Below are 26,646 nucleotides of genomic sequence, written 5' to 3'. Positions count from 1 at the left end.
GATGGACATTAATGCTTCCACGCTGCGCAGCGTCTACACGGGGCTCAGCACCGCGTTCAACGCGCGGCTCGCAACCACCCCGACCCAATACCGGACGGTCGCCATGGACGTGCCTTCGAGCACCGCCATGAACGAATATCCGCGCATGGACGATCTGCCCGGCATCCGCGAATGGGTCGGCGACCGCCTCATTCATGATCTGTCGGCCTCGACCTACATCATCCGCAACAAGGAGTTCGAGGGCACCGTCGGCGTCAAGCGCGCCTCGATCGAGGACGATCAGTTCGGCTTTTACACGACGATCTCTGCCCAAATGGGTCAGGACGCGGCCGAGTTTCCCGACCAGCTCGTCTGGCCGCTCTGGAAGGCGGGCGACGCGACCCTCTGCTACGACGGCCAGAATTTCTTCGACACCGACCACCCCGGCTTCGACGAAAACGGCGGCGAGACCTCTGTTTCGAACTTCACCGCTGGCGCCGGCCCGGCCTGGTACCTGGTCGACGACACCAGGGTTATCCAGCCGATGGTGTTCCAGAAGCGCAAGCCCTTCAAGCTTGTCCCGATGGACAAGGAGACCGATACGAACGTCTTCATGAAGGGCCAGTATCTCTACGGCGTCGACGGGCGATGCAACGCCGGCTTCGGCCTCTGGCAGCTCGCCCATATGTCTAAGGCCACACTTACGCCGGCCAACTTCAAGGCGGCCCGCGATGCGTTGGGTGCGATCCGCAAGAAGAACGGCCAGATCATCAACATCCGTCCAGCCAAGCTCATCGTTCCTCAGGCGTTGGAGGCCGATGCAAAGCAGGTGGTTGAGGCGCAGCTGATCAACGGCGGCGACAGCAACATCTGGTTCAAGGCCTCCGAAGTGGTGGTGGTTCCGCAGCTCGGCTGATCACAGCCGGAGCTGCGCACTTTGCCTGCCGGCACTTCGGTGCCGGCGGGTTTTCCGGAAGCAGCCGAGCCCGGCTCCTTCCGCAAGACCCAAGAGGAAATCCGATGAAGCTTTTCCGACCTCTTCTATTCGCCTGCCTCGCCTTCGCTTGTTCGTTCGTCTTCATGCCGGTCATGCCATCGATGGCGGATAGCCGCTCGCCGGCCGCCTACACCGCCCCGGCCGCCGACGACATGACTGCCTTCGTCGTCGCCGATGTCATGAAGATCGCGGGGCTGGCCCTGGCGCTGCTCGGCGTCACGCTCCTGGTGATCGCGCTTGCCGCCACTGTCCGCAGATGGTGGCTCGCGCGCCGCGTCGATCGCAGTCTCGTCTTCTATGACCCGTGGCGCCTGTCCGAGCCGTACCGACGACCGCCCGGCTGACACGTCTGTCCGAATTCGTCCCGCCGGCTTCGGCCGGCGGGTTTTCGAAAAGCAGCCGCGACGGCTCCTTTTCAAAGGCCCGAAAACGAGGATTGAACGATGGCGAAAGCCCTGAGAGCCAGAGCAGCGAAGTCAGTAATCGCAGATCAGCATGTCGCGGTGAATGCTTCGCCTGCGGCTGATGTCGCCCTAGAGGTGGCACCGGCCGCCCCGTCGCTGGGGGCAGCGACGGGGACCATTTCCCCCGATAACCCCCCGGAGAGTGAGGGCCAGGGCGGAGCCGGCAATGGGGCCGGCTCCGCCGAGCCGCTCCCTCAATTTCTCGCAAACGACGAATTCAACGGGCCGGGAGGCGATCCGGACGAAATGGACTACGGCACCCTGAAGGACTTGGACACGCGCCTCGGCACGGCAGAGAACGAGTTCCGCTCCAAGTTCCCGCGCATGGCCGCCGCGATCGACGCCTGGCAGGCAGCCAATGCTGACGGAGATGTGCCGAGCGGCGTTCGTATCCGGTCGAAGCTCGACGGGTTCCGCCGTGCCGGCATCGCCCACTCCAAGGCGCCGGTCGAGCACGCCATGGAGGCGTTCAAAGGCCCCGAGCAGCTGGAGGCCCTTTTCGCCGAACCGAACCTAGTCGTGGAGCTGATCTGACCGTGAACATCTACCTATCCATCTGGTGGATACCGATCGCGCTTACGGTCGCGATCTGGGCGGCCGCATTGATGTGGCCGACCGAACAAAGCCATGGCGATTACGACTTCAGCGCATACTTCTTTGCGCTCGTGAGGTTCGCCTTCGCCAGCGCCGGCTCCCTGCTTGTCTGGCTCGCCTTCTTCATCTGGCTTTTCGTGGTGGGTGCCTGATGTACGCCGTTCAACAGGACCTAGTCGACCGCTTCGGCTCCACCGAGCTGATCCAGCTCACGGACCGGACCAACATGCCGCCATCGACAATCGACGATGTCGTGGTCGGCCGGGCGCTCGCCGACGCCGACGGCGTCATCGACGGCTATATCGGCAAGCAGTTCAAGTTGCCGCTTAGCGTCGTGCCGCCAGTCCTGGTCAAGGTCGCTGCGGATCTCGCGCGCTACTATCTGCATGGTGAGGCGGCCGACAAGGACAGCATCGTCTCGCGCAACTTCGCCGCCGCGATCTCCTGGCTGAAGGATGTCTCGAAGGGTCTCGTCCTGATCGAGGAGGAAGGCGAGACCCCCGAACAGGCCGGCGGCGGCGCCATCAAGACCAGTGCGCCGAACCGCGTCTTCACCCGCGACACGCTGCGGGGCTATTGATGGCGACCGAAGGCATCCAGCTCCGCCTCGTCGACCAGGCCGTGCTGGCGACGCTCGACCGCATCGAGCGCCTGGCCGAGCATCCGAGCGCCATCATGTCGGCGATCGCCGCCTACCTGGTCACCGCCACCCAGCGGCATTTCGAGCGCGAGACCGGCCCGGCCGGCAAGTGGCAGCGACTCAGCCCGCGCACGGCCGGCAAGCGCATCGGGCGCGGACAGCGCGGCTACGGCCACATGCTGCGCGTCACCAACCGGCTCTACAGCTCGATCACCGGCGAGGCGACGGAAACCGAAGCGGCGGTCGGAACGAACCTGCTCTATGCCGCCATCCAGCAGCTCGGCGGCGAAGTGAAGATCCCGGCGCGCGAGCAGGATCTGCATTTCGGCAAGACCAATCGCGGCCGTCGCTTCGTCAAGGCCTCGCGTAAGCGCAAGGAGACCGTCCGCGTCTCGATTGGCGCGCACTCGATCACCATTCCGGCCAGGCCCTATCTCTATGTCGATGAGGAGGACCAGGCCGAAATCCTGCGCATTGCCGAGGACGCCTTCCGCGCCGAGGCCGGCGGCGGAGCGCAGCCATGACGCTGTCCGCAGAATTCCAGCAGCGCCTGCGCGATATTGACCCGCCGCTCTTTCGGCTGGTCGCAGGCGCCGCCGCCTGGGCCTCGCTCAGTGGCGAACCGAAGACGACGCCCGCGGCCTTCGTCCTGGTCGAGGAAGAGCACAGCGGTGAAAACGAGCGCATGACGGGCAACGTGCTGCAACGCTGCGAAGCCGATGTCGCCGTCATCATCGTCACCCGCAACGTATCTGATGGCACCGGCGGGGCCGCTGCCGACGACATCGAAATCCTCAAGGACGCGGTACGCGGCGCCTTGCTCGGTTTCGAGCCGACCAGCGTCAACAATGCCGACGTTGTCGAGCACATCTCGTCGAACCTTCTCAAAGCCAAGAACGGCCACGTCTGGCAGCGCGAGCTGTTCGGCGCCGGCTACTACCTCGTGGAGAAAAGCTGACATGGCAAAGATCGAAACGCCGATCGCCGGCGGTGCCTACATCAGGCGCAAGGATCGAACGCTGGAGCGGATCGAGGGCACCGAGCCCGCGCCGCCGCCCGGCAAGGAGGCCGAGCCGGCACCGGCGGGCACGGACGAACCATTGGCGGCCGAAATCGGCGCGCCCAGGAAGGGGAAATAGACCATGTCGATCCGCCGCTGGAAGAAGCTTTCCGCCCTCATCAAGATGGATGCCACGTACGGCGTCGATGCCGTGCCGACCGGTGCCGCCAATTACATCCAGCTCTCCGACGCGGTCTTCACGCCGCTCGCCGGCGACGAGGAGGCTCGCAATCTGATGCAGCCGTTCCTCGGCCACCAGGGCGTCTTGCTGACCGGCGACTATGGCCAGTTCAATTTCTCGGTCGAGATCGCCGGCGCCGGCGCCCTCGGCACGGCGCCGGCCTATGGCCCGCTGCTGCGCTCCTGCGGCTTTGCCCAGGTGATCTCGGCCGGCGTCGATGTTCAGTACGACCTGATCCACGATAGCTTCGAGAGCAGCGGGCTCTATTACAACTCCGATGGCGTCAAGCATGTGCTGCTCGGCCTGCGCGGCAGCGTCTCGCTCGGCTTCATACCGAAGCGCATCCCGCGACTGCAGTTTTCGATGAAAGGCCTGGTCGGCACGATCACCGACGAAGCTTTGCCCGTCGTCACCAAAACGATGTGGATCGATCCCGTCGTGGTTTCCAAGGCCAACACCGTGATGTCGCTGCATGGCTGGACCGCGATCGCCGAGAGCCTGAACATCGACACCGGCTCCCAGGTCGTGCCACGCCACCTGATCGGCGAGGAAAGCATCGAGATCACCGACCGTTCAGTGACTGGTACCGCCGTCGTCAAGGCGACATCGCTTGCCACCAAGGATTGGTTCTCGATCGCCCGCGCCCACACCAAGGCCGCGCTGGCGCTTACGCACGGCACGGTGGGCGGCAACACGGTGGCGATCGACAGCGACAAGGTGCAGATCGGCCGGCCGGCAGAGGGCCAGAGCGACAACATCCGCAACTATTCTCTGCCGCTGATGCTGACCAGCCTCGGCTCCACCGAGCTGAAGATCACCGTCAAATAAAGGCGGCTTCAACGCATCTAAAACCGCCGTTCAAACCTCAGGAAAGTGCCCCATGAAATTCGTTCTCACCAAGGAATATCGCTACTGGTGGCCCGTCAAGATCGAGCGTCCCGACCCGGTCAATCCCGGCAAGTGGCAGGTCCAGAGCTACATGCATGAGTTCGTCGGCGTCAGCGAGGACGAGGCGAAGGCGCTCAACAAGGAAATCGAGGCGCTGTCGACGGCAGAAGAGAAGCGGGCGCACGAGCACGACCTGCTCATCAAAGCCAGCCGCAACTGGCGCGACGTCATCGACGACGACAAGAACCCGGTCGAATTCACCGAGGAGCTGCTGCGCCAGGCGCTCCAGGACACCTGGTACCGGGTCGGGCTCTACAACGCCTACGCCAGTTCGCTCGCCAGCCCTGCGGCCCGAAAGGGAAACTGAAAAAGGCCGCGCGCGCCTGGGCGCTGGCACGGGAAGGCTTGACCGACCCGACACGCCCTTCGCGGCCCGACGAACAGGCGCGGCAGGATGCCGAGGCGTTGGGCGTCCCGCCCGAGAACCTGCCCGATGATGCAGACGACGACGAAGAGAGCGACGTGTTCGAAGTGTGGGACATCAACATGCCATCGGTGGTGCTGTTTCTCGGCTGCGAGACACAGTGGCGCGTCGTCGCGCGCGGCATGCAGGGCCTGCTCTACTGGCTCGGCATCGACTATGCGGCGGCCAACGTGCTGCTGAAGGCACGGACAAAGCGCGAAAAGAAGCGCTATCCGGCCCGGCGGCTGCTTGATGATCTGCGCGACATGGAGATCGAGGCCCGCGCAATCATGAACGAGGTGCGCGAGTGAGCCTTAATCTCGCCCTCGTCATCAGCGGCGACGCGGCCCGCGCCACAGCGGCGGCCGGCCAGACCACGGCGGCCGTCCGAACGATCGCTGTAGAAGCGGCTCGCTCATCGGCCGCGCTGACCGCCGCGAACGATCAGGCGGCCGCCTCGTCAAAGCGCGTGACCGACATGCTGACCGGCCAAGAGGCGGTGCAGAAGCGCATCCAGGGGATCGTGGCGGCTTATGCTGGCATGAAGGGTCCGACCGACGACGCAACGTATCGGCAGCGTGCTGCCGACATATCAGCCTACGGCGCGGCGCTCGACCGGATCAGGGCCAACTACGATCCGTTGTTCGCAGCGCAGACCCGATACCGGACGGCGATTGAGGCCATCAACCAAGCCGAGCGCACTGGCGCGATCAGCGGCTCCCTGGCGATCGACGCCCGGTTGCGGGAGACGGTTGCCCTAAATAGCCAGATCAGCGCCTTGAATGGCTTGGCCGCAGCTCAGAAAAATGCCGCGCAATCCATGGTGAACCGGGTCTCCATTGTGCCCAATCGCGGGTCCGATATCGCAGCCTATGGCGATGAACTGGACCGGCTGCGGACGCGCTTCAACCCACTCTACGCGGCCTCGAAGCAGTACGAGGCCGAGCTGACGGAGTTGAACAACGCGCACAAGGTCGGCGCCTTCACCAGCGCCAAGGAATACGACCTGGCGCTCGCGCATCTGAACGACCGCTACACCATGCTCGGTCGTCAATCGACACTGACGGTCACAGGGCTCAATTCGGTTACCGGCGCGGCGCGGCTCACCTCGAACCAGTTGCTCAATCTGTCGCGCCAAGGCAACGACGTGATCACCATGTGGGCGCTCGGCCTGCCGCCCATGCAGATATTCGCATCGCAGGCCGGCCAGATCTATGACGCGCTGGAGAGCGGGCCGAAAGGTCTGCGCGGCTCGCTGGCGGCGATCAGGGCATCGCTGGTATCAACGGCAAGGTCCTTCATCGGCTTCGTCGGGCCGGTCGGGCTGATCGCGGCCGGTGTCGGCGTGGCCGGCGCCGCCTTTGCGGCCTATTCGCTCCTGTCGCGCGAAGCAACCAAATCGCTCGACGGGGCGTTGAAGGACCATGTCGATCTCATCAAGAAAGTCGGCGAGGGTTGGAAAGACACTGAAAATGCCGTGCGTGGCGTTGGCCGGGAGTCCCAGACCGTTCTGTCGTTCCAATCGATGCAGGCGGTCAACGAACTCCGAAAATCGGTGGACGCAGGCACCGGCCAAAACCTGCAAAATCAGTTCGGTGGCTCGGAAGCCTTCACTGGAATACCTGGCTCCGGCCTCCCGCAAGACCAGTTCCAGATCTTCGACCGTTACAAGATCGGCGGCCTTGAGCCGGTCGTCAATCAGTTCATCAAGTCGGCCCAGACCGGCTATCCCGATGTCGTCAAGTTCAACGATGCCGTTGCGGCATTGGGCCAAGCCCCCGGAGCATCCGCCGAGCTCAAGAAACGCGTCGCGGAAATTCTAGGCTTCACCGCGACTCTCGCCGAGGCGCAGCGGGCCGTCCAAGAGTACGATCGCAATATCGGTCCAGGCGGCCTGATCAGGAGCGGCAGCGCATTCAACCAGCGCGACATGAAGGCCTATGACGAATGGAAGCTGGCGGACGATGCCGCTCACAACCAGCGCATAGGCGGCTTCCAGGCGCAATTGCAGGAGATGAACGCAAGATCGCCGGCGGAGAAACAGGCCGCCGCCGAGGCCGCGGCGCGCGCCCAGATCAACGCCAGCGAGAGCGCGGCCGCTCGCGCCGACCGCATCGACATCGCCGGCAAGCTTGCACTGGCCAGTGCAACGAAAAGCCTTGTGGACGCGCAGAAGGAGCGTCTGCGCTCGCTCGACCAGACGGTTGCCGCGCAGCAGCTGGAGATCAGCCTTGTCGGCAGGACGGCCGCCGAGGCGGCGGGGCTGCGCATGGCCTTTCAGCTCGAACAGGCGGTCCGCGAGGAAGCCGCCCGCAACAACGTTCCTGCCGACGAGGCCGAGATCCGGCGCATCAGGGAAAAAGCCGCCGAATATGGCCGGCTCAGCGCGATTCAATCGGCTCGCGCCGCCATCTTCGAGCAGGGTCAGAACATCGAGACCCAGCGCGCCGAGCTTGCACTGGTCGGGGCGAGTACCGCCGCCCATGATCGCGTCATCGCCGCCCTGACGACAGAGCAGCAGATCCGCCAACTCGGCATCGACCTCTACGGCAAGGAGGCCGAGGCAATGCGCGCCAACACGGCGGAATTGTCAGCAATGGCCGAGGCCAAGGCCCGCGCCAATCTGGTGCGCGACCTGCAGTTCGAGCGCGACCAGCTCGGCCGCTCTCCGATCGAGGCGACGGTCGCCGACCGGCTGAAGGGCGCCGGCCTCGCTGTCGACCTCAATTCCGAAGCGGCCGCGATGATCCGCATGAACGAGCTGCTCAAGCAGCAGAAGCAGATTTGGGAGGACGTGCGCGAGACCGGCGTCGACGCGATCGGCAGCATCGTCGATAGCGCCGTCGGCGGTTTTGCCGATATCGACAGCGTGCTGAAGAGCGCTGCCGACGATGTGCTGAAGCAGCTGACCCAGCTCTCCATCAAGAACCCGATTGCCAATGCCGTCTACAACAAAGGCCTGCCGACGCTAGACAGCATTGGCGGCCTGCCGGGCTTTTTGAGCACGCTGCTCGGCGGCCCGCAGCCGGCCGGCGGGCAATCGGTCGGGGCCATGGATGTCCAGGCCGGTGTCGTCAACATCAGCGGTGCCTTGGGCGTCAGCGGCGGCACTGGCGGCATCTTCGACAGCATCAAGCGGTTCTTCTCACCGGCCAACAGCAATTCGGCCGATCCGCGGTCGGGGATACGTGACGCGGCGACGGCGAATTCAACTTTCTCGGACGGCGCCGGAAGCGCGCTCCGCACGGTCGGAAACTTCAAATCGGGCGTCGACGCCCGGCTGATGGACATTCTCGACAGTGCCGCGAAGCGGTTCGACGGCTACCAGGTCGATGCGATCTCGGGCTTGCGGCCAGGCGACCCACGCTTTCACGGCCAAGGCCTCGCGACCGATGTCAGGCTGACCGATCTCCTCACCGGCAAGAAGCTGGGCAACTATCAGGACCCAAGCACCTTCGCGACCTACGAAAAGTTTGCCCAGACGGCGCGCCAGGTGCAGCTGGAAAAATATCCGGAGCTGACCGACCAGTTCCGGTGGGGCGGGTATTTCGGCGGCCAGAGGGGCAAATACGGCGCCATGGACGAGATGCACTTCGATCTCGGCGGCGGCAGGCTTGGGATGGCTGGCGGCTCTTGGCGCAACGGACTCAATGACAATCAGCGCGCCCTTTTCCCCGGTGTGGAAAGCGCAGGCAACAAGGCCACGGCGGCGATTACCCGGCTCACCGAGAGCACCGGCCTTGCCGCAAAGGGCCTCAATAGTTTCGGCGGCGGGCTTGGCCAGCTCGGCAATGCGCTCAGCCAGTTCCCGGCGGCGCCGGCGGGCGGCGGTCTGTCTGGATTTTCCAGCATCTGGTCGATGATCAGTGGCTTCTTCAGGTCGCCGGCAGCCTGGTCGGCGATCCAGTCGGGCGCCGGCGGCCTCTATGACGTGGGCGGCGCGACCGGCGGCAACGACCCGCGCAGGGTCGCCGGCTTGGTCCATGAGCAGGAGTACGTCATGGATGCCCCGGTGGTGCGAGCGCTCGGCGTGCCGTTCCTGGACAGCCTGCGGCGCACAGCCAAATCGGGCCGCGGCTACTACGAGGGCGGTTATGCCATGCCCGGCGCCGGTAATTCCGGCTCTCTCTCAATGGGCGGCTGGTCATCGCAGTCCGTCCAGCCAGCGCGCATCGAGCGGCACTATCACGACTATGCCGGCGTCAGCGTGCGCGAGGAGGAAACGGACGACGGCAAGGGCGGCCGCCGCGAGGACATCATCATCGAAGAAAAGCTGACCGCCGCCGCAAACCGGCACGGCAGCTCCTTCAATAAGACGCTCGCGGGTCGCGGGGCCAGGCAGCCGGTGAAACGCCGATGAGCCTCGTCTGGTATCCGCCCGAGCTGCCCAGGCCGGAACGCGCACCCTACCAGGTGACGCGCGGCGATGGCCGGTCCCGCAGGGCCGAAGACGCCGGCCCGCCCAATGTGCGGCGCCGCTTCTCGGCGGTCGCCGACACCGTTGCATTTTCGACGGTGCTGACCAGGGCGCAGCTTGCCCGCTTCGATCGCTGGTACAACGAGGAGATCAAGCAGGGCACGCAGCCGTTCCTGATGCCGGCCTGGGACACGGACGGCCTGCCGCTGCTGACCGATGACGGCACGCCGATCACCACCGAGGACGGCACGCCTATCCTGATCGCCGAGACGTGGCTCTGCCTGATTGGCCAGCAGCTGCCCGCACGCGCGCCGAGCTCGCCGAGCAGCGTCCAGTGGCGCGTTTCCTTCGACATCGCGGTGATGCCATGAGGCGCGTCTCGCTCAATGCCCGTCTCGCCATCGACCAGGTCGCGACCGACGAGCTGGAGGTTGTGCTGGTCATCATCGAGCACCCGCTGCTCGACACGCCCGTGCGGCTTTCGTCCGACAATGCCGACCGGATCTCGGTCGAGCCGCTTATGTACGGCACCCGCTCGACCTGGCGCACCGAGGATGGCTCCCCCTTCCTGTTCATTATGCTTGACGCGCTCGTCCCGGACGAGGAAGACGACGCGCCGGCGCAGGCCTCGCTGGTTCTCGAGATCCTCGACAGCGACATCGCCGACCTCCTGACGTCGACCACCGTGCAGGCAACCTGTCACATGGCGATCGTGCTGGCGTCGAGCCCGGACAATGTCGAGGCCGAATGGATCGGCCTGCTGATGACCGGCGCGGACGGCGACAGCGGCCAGGTATCGATCAAGTTCTCGATGGAGCCGATCACCGGGGAGCCCTATCCGGCCGACCGCATGACCAAGGAACGCTTTCCGGGGCTGCACAAATGACCTTGATCGCGGCCCAAGGAGACCTCCGCTGGACGCAGACCTTTATCGGCCTGCCCTTTGCCGACAAGGGCCGCGACTGGACCGGCTGCGACTGTTGGGGCTTCAATCGGCTTGTCCATAAGGAGCATGCCGGCAACGATCTGCCGTCCTATGACGGCCTCTATGTCAGCTCGGCCGAGCAGCGGGAAATCGCCGGCATCGTCGCTCACGAAGCACAATCGCCGCTGTGGCAGATCATCGGCGAACGCGACGGCAAGGAATTCCATCTTCGCGAGCAGCCGCGCGAGCTGGACATCATCTGGCTCCGGCGCGGCCGCCTCGACGCCCATTGCGGTCTGTTTCTGCGCCCCGGCCTGATGCTGCACATGGTCGAGCACGACTGTTCCAAGATCGAGCGCTACGACGACGGCCCGCCCTGGGCGGGCAGGGTGACCGGCATCTACCGCTGGAGGGGCGCATGAGCGTCCACGTCACGGCCGTCCCGATCGCCTTCCAGCCCGACCGCGCCCGCATCGAACTGACGCTGCCCGAAGGCATGACGATCGCCGAGATGGTGGCGACGGCGCTGCCCGGCGCGACCGATCCGGTGCTGGAACGCACCCGTGTCGCCCTGGTCAAGGGCGACGGCATGCAGGTGGTGACGCGCGCGCTTTGGCACCGGGCGCGGCCCAATGCCGGCGTCCATGTGGTCATCCGCGTCGTTCCCGGCGGTGACTCGTTTCGGTCCGTGCTGCAGATCCTCGTCTCGGTGGCTGCGATCGCTGTCGCAGGTTTTTTCTTCCCTGCCGGCGCCACGCTGTTTGGCTCGGAATTGCTTGCCAACGTGGCGAAGACCGCCCTGACGGTGGGACTGACGGCGCTCGGCGGCTTGCTGATCAATGCGCTGCTGCCGCTGCCCAAACCCCCGGGGGAGGAAAAACCGACCTATGCGATCGCCGGATGGCAGAACCAGTTCACCCCCGACGCGCCCGTGCCCATGGTCATGGGTACCCACCGGTTTGCGCCGCCGTTTGGTGCGATGTCCTATATCGAGGTGGTCGGCGATTGGCTCTACGATCGCGCCGTCTTCCTGCACGGTTACGGGCCGCTGGAGATCTCGGAGGAGAAGCTCGGCGACACGCTGCTGACCAAATTCGACGAGGTCGAGATCGAGACGCGGCTCGGCTATGCCGACGATGAACCGCTGTCGCTCTACACCAACCAGGTGCTCGAGGAGCGCATCGGCACCGATCTGGAACGGCCGTTGCAGCACAACGACTACGGCAAGATCATCAAGGGTGAGCCGTCCGAAGCCAAGCCGGTCAGCCGCTTCACCGCTCGCGATACCGCCTGGTCGATTTCGATCCTGTCGTTTCCCGCCGGCCTGATCAAGATCGATGACGAGGGCGAGGAGTTTTCCGTGGAGGTCGTGTTCAAGCGGCGCTACCGGCCGGCTGGCACCGAAGCCTGGACCGACCTGCCCGATCTCTCCATCCGCAACACAAAAAAGGTCGGCTTCTATCGCGCCGACCGCATCGATTACCCCGTCCGCGGCGCCTACGAGATCGAATATGAGCGCCTGACGGACTCGGAGGTCGAACCGGGCAACGGTTCGCAATTCGTCCTGAACTGCACCTGGGTGGTGCTGCAGAGCTTCCGGCCGGAATACCCATTCAATTTCAGGAAACCGGTGGCGCTAAGCGCGCTTCGCATCAAGGCGACGGCGCAGCTCAACGGCACGCTCGACACCTTCAACACGCTCGACAGGCGGATCGCGCCGGACTGGGATGCCGAAAGCGCCACATGGATCGAGAGAGCCACGCAATGGCCGGCGTCGCTGGCGCTGTTCGCCTTGCGCGGCCCAGGGCTGTACCGGCCTACTCCGGACGAGGAGATTGATTTCCCGACCTTCCAGGAGTGGCACGCCTTCTGCGTTCTCAAGGGTCTAAAATACAATCGCATCCACGATTTCGAAAGCACGCTGGGCGAGACGCTGGCGGCGATCGGCGCGGCCGGCCGTGCCGCCGTCAAATGGAACGGCCGCAAATGGACCGTCGTCATAGATCGGCCGCGTGAGCTGGTAGCCGACCACGTCAATCCGCGGAACTCTTCCGACTTCCGCTGGTCTCCTTCCTATTTCGAGCCGCCGCATGCGCTGCGCGTGCCGTTCATCGACGAGACCAACGATTACCAGCAGGCCGAGCGCCTGGTGCCGTGGCCCGGCCATGTCGGCGCGATCGACATCACCGAGGAGCTGAAGCTGCCGGGCAAGACCAATCCGGACGAGATCTGGCGCGAGGCCCGCCGCCGGCAATACGAGATCATGAACCGCGCCGTCAGCTACTCGGCCGTCCAGCAAGGCACGGCGCGCACCGCGACCACCGGCGACCTGGTGATGGCCGCGCGCGACGTGCTGAAGCGAGCGACGCATTCGGCCAGGGTCAAGGCGGTGCGCGTAGACCACGTCGAGACCGACGGCATCTTCACGATGGCGGCCGGCGAAAGCTACGCAATCCGCTTTCGCCAGTTCGATGCCGACGACACGATTGGCACCAGCGTGGTTCGCACCATCGCGACAGTTCCCGGCGAGAGCGCGGCCGTGCGGCTGACCGGTACCGGCGAGAAGCCGAAGCCCGGCGACATCATTCATTTCGGCCCTGCAGTGCTAGACAGCATTCCGCTGATTGTCTCCGGCATCACGCGGGGAAAGAACAATTCCTCGGTGCTGTCGATGCTGCCGGCGGCGCCGATCATCGACGAGCTGACGGATGCCGAAGTGCCGCCGGCGTGGAGCGGTCGCGTCGGCGCCGAGATCGACCTCTCACTGGTCCCGCCGGCGGTCCCGAAGTTCACCGGCATCGAGACCGGCACGGTCGGAACCGGCGATGCCAACGGACTGAAGGTGATGCTGCGCGCCGGCACCGCGAACGCGATCGCCGTCGCCGCCTTCAAGCTGCAGACCCGGCTTGCGGGGGCGCTGCTGTGGCAGCCGCCACTGTCCTGCTCGCCTGCCGAGGGCGCGTTCGATGTGACCGGTTACCTGTTCGGGGATGAGGTCGAGCTGCAGGCCTGGGCGGTCAGCGTCGCCGGCGTCGATAGCGATCTGACCGACATCGTTTCCGTGACCATCGGCGCCGACGACTTCGTGCCGCCGGTCCCAGTCAATTCCCTGCTTTTGCTCGTGCTCTAGAGGACACCATGGCAGCCAGCCAGATCAACACGACCGATACTGTCACAGGCGCAACGGCGCCGGTCGCGACGGAACTGATCGGAGGCAAACACTACCCGTCGAGGACGTCGGTCGACTCGCTCGGCGCCCTTATCGACCCTGCCACGGCTGCCAAGCAGGACGCGCAGACCGCCCTGCTGACGACGCTTGCCGGCTACACTGACGGCATAGAAGCCCTGCTTGCGACGATCTCGGGAAAGGATTTCGCCACTCAGACCACCATGGCGGCTATCCTTGCCAAGATCATTGCAGCGCCGGCCACCGAGGCGACGCTGGCGAACATTCTTGCCGCTCTGGCCGTCGTGCCGGTGCGCGGCAATGACGGCATCGTGACCTGTTCGGTCGACATCATCAGGCCAGCCGACATCATCCAATACGCAATTGGCGATGCACTGTCAGACAGCACCACAGTTCCGACAGCCGGCGGCTTCACCTTCGCCAATGCGGTCAGGGCGGCGGGCAAGTCGTGCATCCTGAGCGATATCATCATCGCATCCAGCAGCTCGGCGGCGACAGCGCTGCAGGGCGAACTCTACATCTTCGACACCGCGGTGACGGCGGTCAACGACAACAGCGCTTTTGGTGTGACGGATGCCGAGATCAGGACGCTGGTGGCAAAGGTGCCATTCATCATGGCCGTGGGGGCGAACAACAATCATGTCCACCTTCAAAACCTCGGCATTGGCCTGACGGCGGTCGGCGGCAGGGACTTCCGGTTCCTAGTGAAGGTGTTGAACACCTACACGCCGGTCAGCGGTGAGGTTCTGACCGTCCGTGCCAAGTTCGCGCCGGTCGACTGATGCTGGCCAACCTTCAACGCATGCTGCTGAGGCCAAAGCGGGTTCTCGACCCTCTGACGCTCTTTGCGATCGGTGCCGATGGAGCCTGGTACGATCCGTCCGACGTGTCGAGCCTTTGGCAAGATACTGCTGCGACGATCCCGGTAGCTGCCGACGGTGACCCGGTGCGGCGCATGAACGACAAGTCGGGCAACGGCCATAATCTGACTACGGCGTCGCTGGCGGCAAGCCCGCTGTACAGGACAAACGGCGCGCTCAGATGGCTGGAATTCGATGGCGTCGACGACACGATGTCGTCGGCGCTGACGATGACGCTGTCGCTGCCGAGCTACATCGGTGCCTGCTTTTCCAAGGCAGCACAGAACTCGACCTCGTTCTTCTCGCTCATAAAGGATGCCTCTAACTATCAGCGGCTCATCAATGTGGCGACCAACAACCGGATGTCCGGAGCGCTGCGCAGCACCGCGCACCTCACGGCGGTCACGCCGACCAGCGCCAACAACAACTTTCCTGCCGCGACGATCAAGGTCGCCGACACGCTGTCCATCTCCGGTCTCACCGATCTGGCCGTCAACGGCGTGCCGAGCGGCACCTCTCCGGTGACGAACCTGTGGGTTGCCGGCGACACGGTCGCTGGCTGCGGCGTCCAGCTCGGCATCGGCAACGGCATGAACTTTTTCGGCGGGATTATCCTCCTGGCAGACCCCGGCGCTGCCCGGCCGCGGGTCAATTGGTATCTGGGCGCAAAGGGCGCGCTGGCACTTTAGACGGAACGGAGAGCTACATGGACGGCACCAGGACACCGGATATTACGATCGCCGAAGCTGTCGACCAGCTACTCGGCAATGTCATTGTCGATGGGATCGAAAGAACGCGACGCATTGCCGTCGACAAGCTTGCTTTGCAGCTCTCGGCTGACGGTCCGCTAAACGATCGACTGGCTCTCGCGGAGGATGGCATCTCCGAGGTGGCCGCGGATCTCGCCACCACGGCGACGGGCCTAGCGGCCGAGCTGGCCACTCGCGCGGCAGCGGATACCGCCCTCGACGGCAGGCTCACCGCTGTCGAGGGCATCGCCGCGATTGGCATCAACTGGACGACGCAGCGCGTCGAAGGCAGGGCGACCGCCAACGTCGATCTGGCCACGGGGTTGGTGAATGGCCAGGCGCTGAATGGACTGGTGGTGCAGACGGGCAAGTTCTATTTCCTGCCGGTGCAGACCGATCCGACGCAAAACGGGCTCTATGTCGGTGTTGCCGCCGGCGCCGCGACCCGTGCAGTGTGGGCGGACGCCGCGGCCGAACTTGCGCATATCGGCTTCGTGCTCCAGGGCGGCACTGTCGGCACCGGCGAGCGCTGGACGCTGCCGCTGGCTGCCGGCGCAATCAACCTGGGCGTCACGGCGCTTGCTTTCGCCGAGACCGGCATCGAACCCGGCTATGCGGCGGAGTTAAGCACTGCACGCGGAGGCGCGGCCAGTCTCGGTGAGAGGCTCGATGCCACCGGCGACCGGGAAAAGAACGTCGCCGGCAAGGGGTACTACGAAGAACTGTTTGGCGACAACGACAGCATGGTCGCCACCAACATCACTGATGGAGCGGCAGTGGCCTATGTGCTTACGCACACGGCATCGGGAGCCCAGATTGCGCAGACGACAGGTGGCAACCGCGTCGTCCTCTACTCGACCCGCAATAAGATTGGCGGCCGCCATACGCGCTTTCGGTACCGTGCCGCTGTCACTTCGTACCCAACTAGCTGCCGCGTCGGTTTCACCTTGAGCGATGGCGTTAACAAGTCGACCTTTCTGCTCTCTAATGCGGGAATAATTAGCATCCTGGGCACGGGCGCGAGCACGATCTCGACCAGCGGCCCAACCTTCGCCAATGGCGACGTGATCGACTTCCTGGTCAATGTTCATGATGATGGCACTGTCTATGTGCAGGTGTTCAAAAACAACCAGGCACCCTATTCCTTCAGCGTGGCCGGTGTGCCGATCGGCAGCACCATGTCGTTCGCGCAAAGCAGCGGCACCGGCACCTCGACGGTTATTCACAGCCTGACGGAACTCGCTTCAATCGGCGTACTTGCCGACGATTTCGGCCGTAGCCGCCAGGACGAACGCGTCGGATCTGGCGACCTCGGCTTGATGGCGGCGGTCGGCTGGGCTCTGCGGGCGATGTTGCGGAACAAGCCGACCGGCTGGACACCAACAATCCCGTCTGACCGGCTGTTCTACCTTTGGGGCACAACCTACATCGCCAATGTCGACCTGAAGTTGGCCTCGGTGCTGTCGCCGCATGATCCCGACGTCATCAAGATCTACGTCGATATCGCAACAGGCAGTGACATCAATGTCGGCTCGTCCACTTCACCGCTGAAATCCATCAACGCCGCCATGGCGCGGTGCCTCGCTGGATCAAAGGCGATCGTCTACGTCAAGGGCGGGCTCTACGACTTCGACAATTGCTGGAAAAGCGTCGCACCAGCGTCCAGCACCATCGCAGTCGTCTCATGGGACGGGGTGCCCGTCATATCGTCCATGCACGATGCCGGACTGGTGTGGGCGCCGGACGCTGGCACTACCTACGTGGCGACCTTCGCGGGCCGCGTCGTCAACGTCTGGGATGCCAAGACCGCCAATCTGACTGCGGATGGGGACTACGGCCGCTTGCCGATCGCCGCGTCCCAAGCGGCCTGCGAGGCAACGCCGGGCAGCTATTTCATCGCCGGGACAAGCATCTATGTGAACGCGGCCGACGGCCGGTCGCTGGTCGGCGACACCGATTTGCGGATTTACAAGAAGCACGCCAGCACCACGGCCAACGATACAAACGGCAATTACCAGGTCCTCGGCGGGACAATCTATCTACAGGGTATTCACTTCGAGGGCGGGCTCTCGCCCTTCTTCAACCGGCTGTCGGATCCGGCCTTCAAACAGAACGTCTACCCCCGCGATTGCACCTTCAAATATGGTGGAACGGACAACTTCGACATCAACGGCGACACATTATGCATCCTGCAAAACTGCATATCTGCTTGGAGCGCCCAGGACGGCAACAACTATCACGCCATCTTCGGCTCGGCAGCTCCGCAGGTCATCGAAGTCGGTTGCGTCGGACGCTGGAACGGCACTGACACCGCCGGCACCAACAATGGCTCTACTATGCATGAAGGCGGCTGGATCATCCGCGTCAATGGCCTCTACCATCACAACCAGAACCGCAACGTGCACGACATCGGCAACTCCTTCTCATGGAACATGGGCTGCACGGCGCGCGACAGCACGAGCGGCGTGAACAGCGTCAACTTCGCCTCCGGTCTCGCTACAGAAGTCCCCGGCACTCTGATGTTCTTGGATGGCTGCACGTCGTCAGGATCGACCTTCGATCTCGATGCTGGGACGGGATCTACGATAAAAACTTTCAACCTGACCAGCGCCGGCAACAACCGTTCCGGCGGGGCATTCTCCGGCACCATCACAAACTACGTCCCAGCATAAGAGGAACGACTATGACCATTGCTAGACACACGCTTTCCGCCGTGATCGCCAAACTTTCTGACACCAGCTTCGGCGAGGAAGCTCACCATGTCGCCAAGGCGATGCAACAGGTCGCGGCGGAACAGGGCATTGCAGTCGGGGATCTCGTCGCCACCTTGGCCCGCAAGGAAAATCCCGACGATCTACGGTACCGGATGGCCATCGAGCAAGGCGATGCGTTGTTCGGTCCCGCCGGCTGGTCGCGCGTCCTGGATAACGATCTGATCATGAAGTGGACTGACGAAGGCGGCCGCACCGTCGTGCTCCGCGCGGACGGCAGGCTGACTGCATCGGATGGGACCCGTGTTACAGACACTTTCGATACTGCCTCCGCCGTGTTCGCGGCTTTGGACAGCATGGCGGCCGCCGGCGAGCCTACCAAATAGGCTGAGTGGCTGGATGGCTGCACATCGTCAGGGTCGATCTACGACCTTGAGGCTGGCACGGGCTCGACGATCAGGACGTCTGGGCCTGACAAGTGTAGGCAATAACCGCACCGGCGTCGCTTACTCGGGCACGATCACGACCTACGTGCCGGCGTAGCTCTAGCAAGCACCGCAGCAGCGACTTGACCCGCCAGCAAGAGCGAGCCGGTCTCGTTGAAATGCACATCGCGCGGTCGCTGCGCGGCGCTCAAGAACGGCAGGATGAAGCGGCGGAGATCGTTGATCTCAACAGAGTTTCCCTTTGCTTCGCTTCTTAAAATCGCGTTGTAAGTCTGTTCCTCTCCGGCCATCCTGTGCCTTGCTTCAGGTGGCACTGGAGTTGTGGTGGCGACAATGACTCTCGCCCCGCCCATTTTGAGGCGCCGCATGATGTTCCGCATGTTCTCCCGATACGCGGCAGGTTCGATCCACCGCTCACCACCTTCGATGCTATCCTGTTCCAGCATCACTTCTGCGGGATTGGGAACGCGCTTAAGATCGTGAAGCCCGGCGTTGAAGTGGATTACGTCGTATTCGCGGTTGATCCACTCATCCAGGCCGGCAAGAAGCCTTGCGGAGTTGGTGCTATTTACGGGAATCCGTTCGACATTAAACCGGCCGGAGAGCAGCTTGCGGACCGGGACTGTGTACGCCATCGATATGGAATCGCCGATTAGGAGTAAGTTCGGCAGGCTGGGGTCTCTGACGATGGCTGCGAATGGATCTTCTTGGTGACTACGTGCAAATAGCAAGCGCCACAGACCTGCGTGGCCAGCACGCGCAGATAATCTTTTCATAGAACTTCCCCAAGCCCGCCAGAGGCTTTCGCACAAACTCTCGAAATCCGCAATCACCCGCCAACCGGCGATCTGGAAAAGCACAACAGGGACCACCGCGATAACGCGCAGCCCATCAACGTCCGGCCGGCAATTCAAAATTGCTGCCCCACACAAAGATCGGCGCCTGCCTTCAATAGGCCGCCAGAGCTACGTCGCGGCTGCCCTAGCGTTCAACCCCTGTTGAAAGGTGCGTTTTGGTGCCAACTGAACTTGCGCGGAGGTGCCAAGTGATTTTGCGCGCTACACAATCCAGCGGGCGAAACGGTATCGAAGTTCATCCAACATGATCGTCTCCTTTGGTACGCAGAATGCCTGCGCGCCTGGGTTGGTCGGAAGCGCAAAACCTCTGCGCCAATCGCATGCGCGATCGAAAGGGTTCAGTTCGCTTCTTGGCCAGCCGAGGCGCTTGTCCCTGTCCCGCCAGGCAGGATTGTCCAACGCCTCCAATGCCTGCATACTTGCGCACGATGCCCGCTTTGCGCTACAGCCACGGTCGCAAGGAGTTTTTCATTTCTGCAAAATGGATATCGGCTGGGACGATCTGAGGTTGTTTCTCGACGTTGCGCGGCTGGGTGGCTTGAGCGCAGCGACGGGAACCACGCGCCTCAGCGCAGCCACCCTTGGACGACGCGTCACCGCGCTCGAAAAGCAGATCGGCGAACCTCTATTCGTGCGCCAGCAGACCGGCTACCGGCTGACCCCGGTCGGCGAGGAACTGCTGCGGCGCGCCGAAGACGTCGAGGCGGCAATGCAGTCGCTGACCCGCTGGCGCGAGGGAAACCTGCCCGACCGCATTGTCCGCGTCTCGGCCGGGCCATGGACCTCGGCCTTCGTTTCCGCCCATATCGGCGAGATCTGGACGGTCGATGATGGCATAAGGGTGGAGCTCGTCACCACCACCGACCGGGTCGACATCGGTCGCCGTGCCGCCGACATCGGCATCCGCAGCGAGCGCCCGACCGAGCAGTGGCTGGCCGGCCGTCAGAGCGGCAAGGTCGCCCACGCCATTTATTCCGGACGTCACCTGATCAACGGCATCGCCGCCGGATTGTTCGTCGGCGTCACCGGCGAAGGCGCAAACATTGCCTCGGCGCGCTGGCTGCAAGCCCATCACGGCGACCGCATCGCCGTACGCGGCAACAACACCCACTCGGTGCGCGAACTGGTGGCCGCCGGCGCCGGCCTTTCGGTCTTTCCGTGCTTCGTCGGTGACGGCGATCCGCGGCTGGTTCGCGTTGCTCAGCCTATCCCCGAACTCGAAACCGACCAATGGATCGTCACCCATCACGAGGAACGTCACTCCCCGCCGGTACGGAAAGTCGCCGACCGGATTGCCGCCTTGATGCGGGCGCACCAGCCGCTGTTTCGCGGCGAGACGCCGATCCGGTAAGCCTCAGGCAGATCGGCCGCCAGTGGATCAAGAATCAGATATTTTGGTGGGCCGGACGATGGTACCGCCGCCGTTGAGGACGCCGGAGTGCGGCGCGCTGCTCGTCGAGATCCTTGCCTTGGGCGAAGAGAGCGGTATAAACCGACCAGCACGGGGCCGCCTATCCGGTCACTCGTCCTCCTGCCGGCTCATAGCCGTATGCTTCGCCCTTACGCACCACGCGACCGATGCCCGGCCAGCCAAGGTGCGCGCCGGCGATCCACGTCCCCGCCTCGGCCGCGTCACTGAAAACCTTTAGGCGGGTTGCGCGCGCGGTCAGCTGATCGTCGTCATAGCCCCAACTGAACGCGGGATTGCCGAACTGCAAGGCCGGCACATGAACGATGTCCCCGAAGAATAGGAAACGGTCCTCGTCCGTGTCGAACGTGTAGCCAGTATGACCGGCAGCATGACCGGGCAAGGCGACCGCCCTCAATCGCTCACCCACCTGGTCGCCATTCTGGACAGGCTTCAGCAGGGGCCGGAACTGCGCAAGGTGCGCGTAAGCGAAAAAGCTCTGCACAGCCGCTTCGGGAATTACGATCGCCTTCAAGTTTGGAAAGAGCGCTCGGCCGTCGGGGGTCAAAAGTCCGTGCACATGATCCTGATGGGCGTGGGTGAGCGCCAAGACCGTGATCGAAGCCGGGTCGATCTTGGCTTCCGCCATGGCCTGCTCAAGACGCCCCACTGTCAGGGCCCAGCCCCCTCCTCCGCTGTCGATCAGAACGCCGTCAACGCCTGGACCTGCAAGGGCGAAGCAATTGACAGACAGGCGAAGCGCCCCTGCCTGCTCAGCTTGCGGCACCGGATTATCCTGGGGGTCCCGCAGAAGGTCCGCCGGCATCTCGATGTAACCGTCCGAGAGCGACCAGACGCGCCACCTTCCCGACGTGCTGCCGAGCACGTTATTGGTTTGCGATGTCACGATCATATGGCCACCTGCCGCAAACGAAAATGGAGGATAGGTTCGATTGTCACTATTGGCTCCCTGCATAATCTGCGCAAAGACGTGGGGAAATCGATGAAGATCGATGCGGAAAGCACGGATTGGAAGATGATCGTTGACGGATCTGCTAGCTTCGCGGCGATCTCAGCTCTTTTTTTTCATGCCCATGTAGATTCCTCCCTTCGTAAGCTCGTCAATCATCTGATTTATGCGCTTTCGGCGTGTTTCCGGGTGACGGGCGCGCTCGATCCAATGCAAGTAATCATTGCGCTGATAGGGAGGCCGTTGCTCGAAAGCAGTCATCAGATTTGCGGCCTCGAGCTCTGCACGCAAACTGTCGGGCATCTTAGCCAACGGACGTTTCAGCAACTTACGTCTCCGCCATTCGAATCCTGATGCCGGAATAGATCACAAGTCAGCCGTCGCGCCTGCGAGACCGCAGCCGGCCTGGCGACAGCCCTTTCAATCGGGTCACGACGCGATTCATATGGGCCTGGTGAGTGAAACCCGCGTGCTGAGCAATCTCGGCCAGCGGCAGATCGCTATTTTCCAAAAGCTCGACCGCGCGATCAACGCGGCGGCGTAAAATGAATTGATGTACCGGCAATTGCGTCGCCTCGCGAAAGGCGGCGGTGAAGGCGCGTCGTGGTATTCCCGCGATTCCGGCAAGATGGTCGATCGACACCCCCTTTTCCAGATCGCCGTCAATCGCAGCGAGGACCCGGTCGAACCGCTGCGAGGTTAGGACCGGAGACTTCTGCTGTCGCTGGCGTGCATGCCCGAGACGGAGCAGGTTCGCGAAAACCAGGCCCAGCGCCCATTCGCGGACGATCGGGTTGGCTGGCGGGTCGCCTTCGAGGCGTCGGCACAACTCGGCCACCAGCGAATCGCGTATCGGTCGATCGGTCAGGATGACCAGGTCCTCGGGGGTCCCGCCTGCCGATACCAGGAGCCTTGACGCCAGCGCGGAGTCAACGGTGATCATCGTCAGCTCGCGCGGCTCCTCGATCTTGAACCGCGTGGCACGCTCGGGAAGACTGAGCAGCAGATCGCCGGGGCGGGTGAAGACGCGCCGCAGCCCGCGGCCAAGATCGATCTCTGCATAGGATGAACCGCTGCGAATCACTCGCAGCTGAACGACTCCGGCCGGCGCGTGGCGATAGTCGCCGGCAGGAAAGAACAACCTCTTTGCACTTGCCGCGGTCACCATCGTTGTACCGGGCGTCCGGACGCAAGTTCCTCCAGGACTTCGATGATCGATCGCCGCATCGTCGATCCTTGATGCCTACACTCTTGCCCGTTTGACTGGTCCACCAGGCGCATCACTTGCCAGGGCAGTCAGTTCACCAATCCGGGGCACAAAGATGTTGTGCAGTGTCTGGGTCATAATGGTCATTTCACGCTGAACTTGCAGTTCCTGTGCGGCGGGAAACAATGTGTCCTGCAAGAAGAGCTCCAGGCCTGCCTTGTCGTCCCATATCTCGATGATGCGATAACCATCGTCTGTGGCATGCGCGATGTGCTGGTAGATGCCGCCAGCGGGCCGTTTCTCCACGCCGATCCGATCGAGGATGCGGCTATAATCTTCGGCCGTCAGGCCGGCAATATCAAGTGTCGTCACTACGGCCATGGTTCATCCCCGCTGCTGATAGTGGTTGTTTGAGGTGGAGTTCTTGGACGGACCCCGGATCCTATTGGGCCGATGTCGTTTGGCATCGCCCGCCCTGACGGCGAGTTTGTCTCCCGAACTTCACCGACAGGAGCGGTCCTTGGTCCTCAGCCACCGAGCGCCTCGATGACAAGACGGGCGGTCGCCGCTCCGGAGAAGTTCTGCTGGCCGGTGATCAGATTGCCGTCGCGCACCGCAAAATCGCGCCACAGCCCGGCCTGAATATAGTTCGCGCCGAGCGCACGCATTTCATCCTCGATCCGCCATGGCATCAGATGCGTACCGTGCGGCAGCGCGCCCATCTCCCAGACGGCATTGTCGGCGAAGTCCTCCTCGACATTGGCGAACCCCGTAACAGTGCGCCCTTTGGCCAGCAGCTCGCCGGTTGAGAGGCGCGCGTAGCGCAGCAGCGCGACGCCATGACACAAGGCGGCCGCGACCTTGCCGGCCGCGAAAAAGGCGACGAACAGCCGCTGCAACTCAGTCGCACCTTGGAACGTGAACATCGGCGCTTGGCCGCCAGCGACGACGATCGCGTCGAACGCGTCGACCGACAGCTCTGCGATGGGCCGGGTCGTCTCCACCAGCGCCGCCAGTTTCGGCGTCGACAGGAAACCGAGCGAGATCAGATCCGTATCCGAATAGCCGGACGGATCGCGCGGGTCGCTCAACGCATCCGCCTCGCATTTACCGCCCTCAGGCGAGAAGATCGCGACTTCGTATCCGCGCTCGGTGAAGGCGAGCCAGGGATGGGTCAACTCGCTCCACCAAAACCCGACCGGCCAGCCTGTGGTGGTTGACACAGCCGGGTTTGAAAGGACCATCGCGACGCGCTTTGGACGCAGCGGGTCGAGCGGGTTGGAATCGCGCACGCTCATCGGGCCATCTCGACTGATTCGCCAAGATTCGCCCAAATCGTCTTGTATTGGGTGTAGCTTTCCCACGCCTCGCGGCCCTGCTCACGGCCATAGCCGCTCATCTTGAAACCTCCGAACGGCGCATTAGGATGGTACTTGTGCCAGCAGTTCAGCCAGACCGTGCCTGCCTTGATCCGGTCGGCGAGCCGCAAGGCGCGGCCGAGATCGCTGGTCTGGATGCCCGAGGCGAGCCCGTAGCTCGTATCGTTGGCGATCCGGATCGCGTCCTCCTCGCTGTCGAATGGAATCACCGGCAGGACGGGGCCGAAAATCTCTTCGCGCGATATCCTTAGGTCGTTGGTCGCATCGGCGAAGATGGTTGGCTCGATGAAGAGGCCCTTGCCGTTGACCTGGCGGGTGCCGCCGCCCGCGGCCAGTCGCGCGGTGCGCTTGCCCTCTTCGACATAGCTCAAGACCTTGTCATACTCGCCGCGCGATGCGATCGGCCCGATCATCGTCGCAGGGTCCAGGGGATCGCCGAGCGTCGCCGACTTCGCCATGGCGCTCAGCTTCTCGACGACCTCGTCATAACAGGCGCGTTCGACCAGCAGGCGCGATCCGGCGACGCAGACTTCGCCCTTGTTCCAGAAGATGCCCCAGAAGGCTGCCTGTATCGCGGCATCGATATCAGCATCGGCGAAAACGATATTGGGACTCTTGCCGCCGAGCTCCATGGTCAGGTGTTTCATCGTCCCGGCACCGTTGCGCATGATGCCCTGGCCGACGGCGGTCGACCCGGTAAAGGCGATCTTGTCGACGCGGACATCGTTGACCAGCGCGTCGCCTATGGTGCCGCCCGGGCCGGTGACGAGATTGTAGACGCCCGGCGGCACGCCCGCGTCGAGGATCACTTGCGCCAAGGCGAGGGCCGTCAGGGGCGTGTCGGTCGCAGGCTTGTGAACGACCGTGTTACCCGCCGCGAGTGCCGGCGCGATCTTCGAACAGGACAGCGCGAGGGGAAAATTGAACGGGGTGATCGCAGCGACCACGCCGAGCGGCTCGCGCCGCGTCAGGATCCTGATATTTGGATCGTAGCTGGTACGATAGGCGCCGTCCATCGCGCTCATGGCGAGCCCGCCATGAAAGCGGAACAGTCCTGAGCAGTGCGGCATGATGATATCGCGGAAATCGCGATAGGGCATACCCATATCCATCGCCTCGCGCACCGCGAAATCCTCGGCCCGCTCGTCCATCAGATCGGCGATGCGAAACAGGATCTTGGCGCGCTCCTCATGATGCATCCGCGCCCAGGGTCCTTGCTCGAAAGCCCGCTGCGCGGCCGCGACGGCATCGCTCGTGTCGGTGACGTCCGCCTTCGCAATATCGGTGATCGCCGCCTCCGTGGTCGGATCAAAAGTCGTCGAAGTCTCGCCACTGACGGCATCGCGCCATTGGCCATCGATCAGCAGACGTCCTACTGGAATCGCGTTGCGCCGCGCGGGTAGATAATCAGTCATGAACCGGTTCCGTCCTGTCGAATGAGATTGAAGGAAATTGTCGGCCCCATCCCGCGCCGATAGGCGAGTTGGACCAATAGCAGCATCATCGGCTCGATCAGGCGCGAGGCCGTGAGATCGCCGACATCGACCGGCATTGTCGGTAGATCGGCGAGAAGCCGGCAAACCGCCGCCTTGGCATTAGCGTCATTGCCGGCGACATAGCTCGTCACCGGATCGCCGTTGAGACGCGGATCATCCCTGTCAAGCAATTCGGCAAAGGTCGGAATGCACTTGACGACAAGCGCGCCCGGCGCGTGCCTCTGAACCTCCTCGCCTACAGAAGTCGCAGTGCCTAGCAGCATCGTGGAAAGGTCAGGCGCGACTGCATTGGTATTGTCCCAGACGACCTTGCCCGACAAATCGCCAAGCGCGTCCATCGCCAACTCGAGAGCCGGCCATGGCGTCGCCAGGGCAATTACGTCGGCCCATCTCGCTACTTCGTCAGGGGCACCGAAGCCAACACGGAGGGTTGCCGCGATTGCGCGCAACTTGCCTTCGTCACGACTGAAGCTGAGGCGAATTTCGTGCCCGGCGAGGCCAAGACGTTTCGCCAAGGCCTTCCCGAGCGAGCCTGGTCCGATGATCGCAACTTTCACAACTGCCTCCCGACACGCGATCGGGCTTGCCTAGCATCATTGCAGTCGCGCTTATTTCACGAATTGCCCTTGCACGATCGGGCGCACTCGTCACATGGGTCGGCGCCAATTGGCATCCGGATCCGCCGCGCGCTCACGCCCTTCCCGAACGTGTCCTATTGGGCATGTATGTGTGGGCGACCATAGAGCAGGGTGCGATCAGCGGAGGTCC

Annotated in this window: 29 protein-coding genes; 21 read left to right on the top strand and 8 right to left on the bottom strand. The window is 63.5% G+C overall.

The window, feature by feature from the left end:
• Position 1 precedes the first annotated feature (1 nt).
• The 20 genes from NKH67_RS26870 (at position 2) to NKH67_RS26775 (ending at position 18,501) form a co-directional block, all read left to right on the top strand.
• Positions 2-895 carry a Mu-like prophage major head subunit gpT family protein gene (locus tag NKH67_RS26870; protein ID WP_353032090.1) on the top strand — a complete coding sequence of 298 codons (894 nt, stop codon included), beginning with the start codon at positions 2-4 and terminating at the stop codon, positions 893-895.
• Between the two features lie 104 nt (positions 896-999).
• Positions 1,000-1,320: a hypothetical protein gene (locus NKH67_RS26865; protein WP_353032088.1), complete on the top strand. Its 321-nt coding sequence runs from the start codon at positions 1,000-1,002 to the stop codon at positions 1,318-1,320.
• A gap of 99 nt (positions 1,321-1,419) precedes the next feature.
• Entirely contained in the window at positions 1,420-1,974 is a 555-nt protein-coding gene (locus NKH67_RS26860; RefSeq protein ID WP_353032086.1) for an HI1506-related protein, read from the top strand.
• A 2-nt stretch (positions 1,975-1,976) separates the two neighbouring features.
• Positions 1,977-2,186: a hypothetical protein gene (locus NKH67_RS26855; protein WP_353032084.1), complete on the top strand. Its 210-nt coding sequence runs from the start codon at positions 1,977-1,979 to the stop codon at positions 2,184-2,186.
• Positions 2,186-2,614 carry a gp436 family protein gene (locus NKH67_RS26850; RefSeq protein WP_353032082.1) on the top strand — a complete coding sequence of 143 codons (429 nt, stop codon included), beginning with the start codon at positions 2,186-2,188 and terminating at the stop codon, positions 2,612-2,614. Before NKH67_RS26855 ends, NKH67_RS26850 begins: the two co-directional genes overlap by 1 nt.
• The gene (locus tag NKH67_RS26845) at positions 2,614-3,198 is read left to right on the top strand and encodes a phage virion morphogenesis protein (protein ID WP_353032080.1); all 585 of its coding nucleotides are present in this window, start codon (positions 2,614-2,616) and stop codon (positions 3,196-3,198) included. The genes NKH67_RS26850 and NKH67_RS26845 overlap by 1 nt, the downstream gene beginning before the upstream one ends.
• Positions 3,195-3,632 (top strand): phage tail terminator protein, encoded by a 438-nt coding sequence (locus tag NKH67_RS26840; RefSeq protein WP_353032078.1) that lies wholly within the window; start codon positions 3,195-3,197, stop codon positions 3,630-3,632. Before NKH67_RS26845 ends, NKH67_RS26840 begins: the two co-directional genes overlap by 4 nt.
• Before the next feature lies 1 nt (position 3,633).
• A complete protein-coding gene (locus tag NKH67_RS26835; RefSeq protein WP_353032076.1) occupies positions 3,634-3,813 on the top strand; it encodes a hypothetical protein in 180 nt (59 codons plus the stop codon).
• A gap of 3 nt (positions 3,814-3,816) precedes the next feature.
• The gene (locus NKH67_RS26830; RefSeq protein WP_353032074.1) at positions 3,817-4,743 is read left to right on the top strand and encodes a phage tail tube protein; all 927 of its coding nucleotides are present in this window, start codon (positions 3,817-3,819) and stop codon (positions 4,741-4,743) included.
• 52 nt (positions 4,744-4,795) lie between these two features.
• Entirely contained in the window at positions 4,796-5,170 is a 375-nt protein-coding gene (locus NKH67_RS26825; RefSeq protein ID WP_353032072.1) for a hypothetical protein, read from the top strand.
• Between the two features lie 38 nt (positions 5,171-5,208).
• Entirely contained in the window at positions 5,209-5,577 is a 369-nt protein-coding gene (locus NKH67_RS26820; RefSeq protein WP_353032070.1) for a DUF1799 domain-containing protein, read from the top strand.
• Entirely contained in the window at positions 5,574-9,626 is a 4,053-nt protein-coding gene (locus NKH67_RS26815) for a phage tail length tape measure family protein (protein ID WP_353032068.1), read from the top strand. Before NKH67_RS26820 ends, NKH67_RS26815 begins: the two co-directional genes overlap by 4 nt.
• Positions 9,623-10,054 carry a hypothetical protein gene (locus NKH67_RS26810; RefSeq protein WP_353032066.1) on the top strand — a complete coding sequence of 144 codons (432 nt, stop codon included), beginning with the start codon at positions 9,623-9,625 and terminating at the stop codon, positions 10,052-10,054. The genes NKH67_RS26815 and NKH67_RS26810 overlap by 4 nt, the downstream gene beginning before the upstream one ends.
• Complete coding sequence (locus tag NKH67_RS26805; protein ID WP_353032064.1) at positions 10,051-10,569, top strand: DUF1833 family protein; 519 nt, start codon at positions 10,051-10,053, stop codon at positions 10,567-10,569. Before NKH67_RS26810 ends, NKH67_RS26805 begins: the two co-directional genes overlap by 4 nt.
• Positions 10,566-11,030, top strand: a complete 465-nt coding sequence (locus NKH67_RS26800; protein ID WP_353032062.1) for an NlpC/P60 family protein — start codon at positions 10,566-10,568, stop codon at positions 11,028-11,030. The genes NKH67_RS26805 and NKH67_RS26800 overlap by 4 nt, the downstream gene beginning before the upstream one ends.
• Positions 11,027-13,738 (top strand): TipJ family phage tail tip protein, encoded by a 2,712-nt coding sequence (gpJ, locus tag NKH67_RS26795; RefSeq protein WP_353032060.1) that lies wholly within the window; start codon positions 11,027-11,029, stop codon positions 13,736-13,738. The genes NKH67_RS26800 and gpJ overlap by 4 nt, the downstream gene beginning before the upstream one ends.
• Positions 13,739-13,746: 8 nt before the next feature.
• Positions 13,747-14,577 (top strand): hypothetical protein, encoded by an 831-nt coding sequence (locus tag NKH67_RS26790; protein ID WP_353032058.1) that lies wholly within the window; start codon positions 13,747-13,749, stop codon positions 14,575-14,577.
• A complete protein-coding gene (locus tag NKH67_RS26785) occupies positions 14,577-15,344 on the top strand; it encodes a hypothetical protein (protein WP_353032056.1) in 768 nt (255 codons plus the stop codon). Before NKH67_RS26790 ends, NKH67_RS26785 begins: the two co-directional genes overlap by 1 nt.
• Positions 15,345-15,361: 17 nt before the next feature.
• On the top strand, positions 15,362-18,076 hold the full coding sequence (locus NKH67_RS26780; protein ID WP_353032054.1) for a hypothetical protein: 2,715 nt from the start codon (positions 15,362-15,364) through the stop codon (positions 18,074-18,076).
• A 41-nt stretch (positions 18,077-18,117) separates the two neighbouring features.
• Positions 18,118-18,501 (top strand): RAD52 family DNA repair protein, encoded by a 384-nt coding sequence (locus tag NKH67_RS26775; protein ID WP_353032052.1) that lies wholly within the window; start codon positions 18,118-18,120, stop codon positions 18,499-18,501.
• Positions 18,502-18,635: 134 nt separating this feature from the next.
• Here NKH67_RS26775 and NKH67_RS26770 read toward each other — a convergent pair whose 3' ends face one another.
• Positions 18,636-19,421, bottom strand: coding sequence for an SGNH/GDSL hydrolase family protein (locus tag NKH67_RS26770; protein ID WP_353032050.1), 786 nt, complete (start codon positions 19,419-19,421; stop codon positions 18,636-18,638).
• A 478-nt stretch (positions 19,422-19,899) separates the two neighbouring features.
• On the opposite strand from NKH67_RS26770, the gene NKH67_RS26765 reads away from it, so the two are divergent.
• Positions 19,900-20,769, top strand: coding sequence for a LysR family transcriptional regulator (locus NKH67_RS26765; protein ID WP_352501394.1), 870 nt, complete (start codon positions 19,900-19,902; stop codon positions 20,767-20,769).
• Positions 20,770-20,929: 160 nt separating this feature from the next.
• Here NKH67_RS26765 and NKH67_RS26760 read toward each other — a convergent pair whose 3' ends face one another.
• The 7 genes from NKH67_RS26760 to NKH67_RS26730 form a co-directional block, all read right to left on the bottom strand.
• On the bottom strand, positions 20,930-21,739 hold the full coding sequence (locus tag NKH67_RS26760; RefSeq protein ID WP_352501395.1) for an MBL fold metallo-hydrolase: 810 nt from the start codon (positions 21,737-21,739) through the stop codon (positions 20,930-20,932).
• A gap of 159 nt (positions 21,740-21,898) precedes the next feature.
• Positions 21,899-22,057, bottom strand: coding sequence for a YdeI/OmpD-associated family protein (locus NKH67_RS26755; RefSeq protein WP_352616453.1), 159 nt, complete (start codon positions 22,055-22,057; stop codon positions 21,899-21,901).
• A gap of 112 nt (positions 22,058-22,169) precedes the next feature.
• Complete coding sequence (locus NKH67_RS26750; protein ID WP_352501396.1) at positions 22,170-22,964, bottom strand: helix-turn-helix domain-containing protein; 795 nt, start codon at positions 22,962-22,964, stop codon at positions 22,170-22,172.
• Between the two features lie 75 nt (positions 22,965-23,039).
• Positions 23,040-23,384: a hypothetical protein gene (locus NKH67_RS26745; protein ID WP_352501397.1), complete on the bottom strand. Its 345-nt coding sequence runs from the start codon at positions 23,382-23,384 to the stop codon at positions 23,040-23,042.
• A 146-nt stretch (positions 23,385-23,530) separates the two neighbouring features.
• Positions 23,531-24,301: a type 1 glutamine amidotransferase domain-containing protein gene (locus NKH67_RS26740; RefSeq protein ID WP_352501398.1), complete on the bottom strand. Its 771-nt coding sequence runs from the start codon at positions 24,299-24,301 to the stop codon at positions 23,531-23,533.
• The gene (locus tag NKH67_RS26735; protein ID WP_352501399.1) at positions 24,298-25,797 is read right to left on the bottom strand and encodes an aldehyde dehydrogenase family protein; all 1,500 of its coding nucleotides are present in this window, start codon (positions 25,795-25,797) and stop codon (positions 24,298-24,300) included. Before NKH67_RS26735 ends, NKH67_RS26740 begins: the two co-directional genes overlap by 4 nt.
• Entirely contained in the window at positions 25,794-26,435 is a 642-nt protein-coding gene (locus tag NKH67_RS26730; protein WP_352474465.1) for an NADPH-dependent F420 reductase, read from the bottom strand. Before NKH67_RS26730 ends, NKH67_RS26735 begins: the two co-directional genes overlap by 4 nt.
• Positions 26,436-26,646: the final 211 nt, after the last annotated feature.

Source organism: Mesorhizobium sp. M0968, from assembly GCF_040319065.1.
In the GTDB taxonomy this organism is placed as follows: domain Bacteria; phylum Pseudomonadota; class Alphaproteobacteria; order Rhizobiales; family Rhizobiaceae; genus Mesorhizobium.
Note: the sequence above shows the minus strand (reverse complement) of the source record. Positions and strands in the feature narration are given on the sequence as shown.